The sequence below is a fragment of the Microbacterium sp. P2_F9 genome (genome assembly GCF_056403635.1).
Map to the genome: position 1 here is coordinate 1 of NZ_JBFUFC010000290.1, position 3420 is coordinate 3420.

A 3420-nucleotide genomic window follows, 5' to 3' on the forward strand; every position below is an offset into this window, starting at 1 on the left:
CGAAACTGACGCGCTGTTCATCGTGATCACCGACGACCACGGAATCCGCCTCGCGCACCCAGACCCCGCTCTGCTGGGGGCGGTCGTCAGCACAGACTTCTCGGACGCGCTCGCCGGGCGCGAGACCGTCGCATGGGAGTCGGGCACGCTCGGCGAATCGGCCCGGGCGAAAGTCCCTGTCCGTGACCCCGATACCGATGAGCCGGTCGGCGAGGTCAGCGTCGGATTCGCGACCACGAGCGTCTTCCAAGAACTTCCGCTGCTGCTCGGAGGAGTGGCCCTCGCCGCCACTGCGGCGCTGTGCCTCGGTGCGATCGTGTCGCTCGTACTTCGGCGGCGCCTCGAACGGCTCACCCTCGGTGTGCAGCCCGAGGAGCTCGCCGCCCTTGTGCAGAATCAGGCGGCCGTGCTCGACGGTGTCGGCGACGGGGTGCTCGCGTACGGGCCAGACGGCATCGTGACGGTCGCGAACGATACGGCGACACGACTGCTCGGAGTCTCAGACCTGGTCGGCCGTCGCGTCGACGGACTCGACCTGCCGCCTGCGGTGCTGAGCGCCCTGTCCGGATCGACGACGGACGGGCGACCATCGGATGCCGCGGAACCCCTCGTGCTCGCGGACCATGTCGTGTTCATCGACACTCGCCCGGTGTCGCGCGCCGATCGGGATCTGGGACTGATCGCCGTGATCCGGGATCGCACCGATGTCGTGACCCTCACGGATCGCCTCGAGACTGTCGCGTCGATGACCGATGCGCTGCGCGTGCAGCGCCACGAGTTCGCGAATCGTCTCCATGTCACGGCGGGTCTCATCGACGCCGGGCGCGTCCCGGATGCGCGGGACTACCTCGACGAGGTTCTCGAGGCGTCGCAGACCTCTGCCGCCCTGCCCCTGGGGGACCACATGACCGAGCCGTTCCTGGCGTCGCTGCTGGAGGCCAAGTCCGTGCAGGCGGCTGAGCGCGGAGTGCGGCTGACCGTGAGCGCTGACTCCTTGGTGCGAGGCATCGTCGCGAAGCCGGAAGACGTGGCAATCGTGCTCTCGAACCTCGTCGACAACGCGGTCGCTGCGGCGGTGCGCGGCGAGGAGCCGCGATGGCTCATCGTCGAACTCCTCGATGACGACGAGACGCTGGTGATGGCGGTCTCGGACTCGGGTGCAGGAGTCGCCGAGGGCGAAGACCCGTTCACCGATCGACCGCGCGTTGACCCGGACCCTGACGCGGTTCACGGTCGAGGCATCGGCCTGCCGCTGATCCGGGACGTGGCAGCACGTGCGGGCGGGGATGTCTGGCTCGCCGCCGCTGGTGACCAGGAAACTTCTGGGGCGGTCTTCTGTGCACGGCTTCCCGGCGTCATGACCGCGCCCACTCAACCGCAACGCGAGGGAACCCGATGACAGATCAGATCACCGTCCTCGTCGTCGACGACGACTTCCACGTCGGAGGCCTCCACAGGGACATCGTCGCCGCGCAGCCCGGCTTCGCCGCGCTGGAGCCGGTGCGAGGAGTTCGCGCCGCACGCGCGGCGGTTCGCGATCTGCACCCCGCTCTCGTGCTCTGCGACGTCTACCTGCCTGACGGTGACGGAATCACCTTCGTCGCCGAGATCGACGTGGATGCGTTCGTGATCAGCGCGGCGTCGGATGGCGGTACGGTCCGCCGGGCGTGGCGGGCCGGCGCCCTCGGCTACCTGATCAAGCCCTTCGAACCGGCGCTGCTGAGCGAGCGACTCGAGGCGTATCGGCGGTTCCGCAATCTCGCTGTGGACGATCGCCGTCTTGACCAAGACACGATCGACAGGGCGCAGCGCGTGCTGCTTGGTAGGGATGCCGGAGCGGCCTCCGCCTCGCGTTCGACCACCGAGAAGCTGCTCATCGACCTGCTGCAGGGCGGTGAGTCGTCCGCGAGCGACATCGCCGGCCGAGCGGGTCTGTCTCGGGCGACGGCACAGAGACACCTCGCCGCAATGGCGACCCGGGGGGATGTGGAGGTCACTCTCCGCTATGGATCAACTGGTCGCCCGGAGCACCGCTACCGCATTCGAAAATGACCGTGGGCAATTTGCGGCATCCGGCCCTCAGTCCTGCGCAGGCGACCTACTCTCTCGTCATGACCTCATCGCCTTCCGCCATCGCCACGACCGGACAGCTGCGCGCGTCGGGGCACACGTACCGGCCGCTGCGCGTCGAACTGCGCGAGAACCTCCTGTCGGCCCTCGCGGACGGACGCGATCCGTGGCCGGGCATCCACGGATTCGACACCACCGTGATCCCGCAGCTGGAGCGCGCCCTGCTCGCGGGGCACGATGTCGTCCTCCTCGGTGAGCGGGGTCAGGGTAAGACCCGCCTGCTGCGCAGCCTCGCCGGCCTGCTCGACGAGTGGTCTCCGGTCATTGCCGGATCGGAGCTGGGCGAGCATCCCTTCCACCCGGTGACCCCGGCATCCGTCCGTCGCGCCTCCGAGCTGGGCGACGACCTTCCGGTCGCGTGGCGGCACCGCGACGAGCGGTACGTCGAGAAGCTCGCGACTCCCGACACCTCGGTGGCCGACCTGATCGGCGACGTCGACCCGATCCGCGTCGCCGAGGGGCGCTCGCTCGGCGACCCCGAGACGATCCACTACGGGCTCATCCCGCGCAGTCACCGCGGCATCGTCGCCATCAACGAACTGCCCGATCTCGCCGAGCGCATCCAGGTGTCGCTGCTGAACGTCATGGAGGAGCGCGACATCCAGATCCGCGGCTATGTGCTGCGCCTCAACCTCGACGTGCTCGTCGTGGCCACCGCCAACCCCGAGGACTACACCAACCGCGGCCGCATCATCACACCGCTCCAGGACCGCTTCGGCGCGGAGATCCRCACCCACTACCCGCCGACGATCGAAGAGGAGGTCGCGGTCATCCGCCAGGAGGCCGACCTCGTCGCCGCAGTGCCCGCGCACCTGCTGGAGGTGCTGGCGCGCTTCACCCGCAATCTTCGGGAATCGGATGCCGTGGACCAGCGTGCCGGAGTGTCCGCGCGGTTCGCGATCGCGGGCGCGGAGACCATCGCGGCGGCCGCGCTGCACCGCGCGACGCGGCAGCACGAAGAGGTCGGGGTGGCGCGACCCGTCGACCTCGAGACCGCCGTCGACGTGCTGGGCGGCAAGATCGAGTTCGAGACCGGCGAGGAGGGCCGCGAGCGCGCGATCCTCGAGCATCTGCTGCGCACCGCGATCGTCGAGACCGCTCGGACGCACCTGCGCGGGATCGACGCCCGCGCACTCGTGGACGCCCTGCACGACGGCGCGACGGTGATGACCGGTGAGCAGGTGCCCGCCGCCGACGTGCTCGCGGCGATGCCGGTGCTCGGCGAGTCCGAGTTGTACGAGGAGGTCGCCGAGCGGCTCGACGCACACACGCCGGGGGAGCGGGCGGGAG

3 protein-coding genes are annotated in these 3420 nt (G+C 69.6%); all 3 read left to right on the forward strand.

Annotation, left to right across the window (positions count from 1 at the left end):
- Positions 1-1399 (forward strand): sensor histidine kinase (locus tag AC1DVT_RS18915; RefSeq protein ID WP_477390791.1); only part of this gene is annotated, 1399 nt, incomplete at its 5' end.
- Positions 1396-2052: a response regulator gene (locus AC1DVT_RS18920; protein WP_457100196.1), complete on the forward strand. Its 657-nt coding sequence runs from the start codon at positions 1396-1398 to the stop codon at positions 2050-2052. The genes AC1DVT_RS18915 and AC1DVT_RS18920, both read left to right, overlap by 4 nt.
- 59 nt (positions 2053-2111) lie before the next feature.
- On the forward strand, positions 2112-3420 hold a 1309-nt coding region (locus tag AC1DVT_RS18925; protein ID WP_477390793.1), incomplete at its 3' end, for a sigma 54-interacting transcriptional regulator.

Excerpts from the sequence above, each read along its gene's own strand:
- AC1DVT_RS18920 (WP_457100196.1), top strand. The coding sequence starts at position 1,396 with ATGACAGATCAGATCACCGTCCTCGTCGTCGACGACGACTTCCACGTC.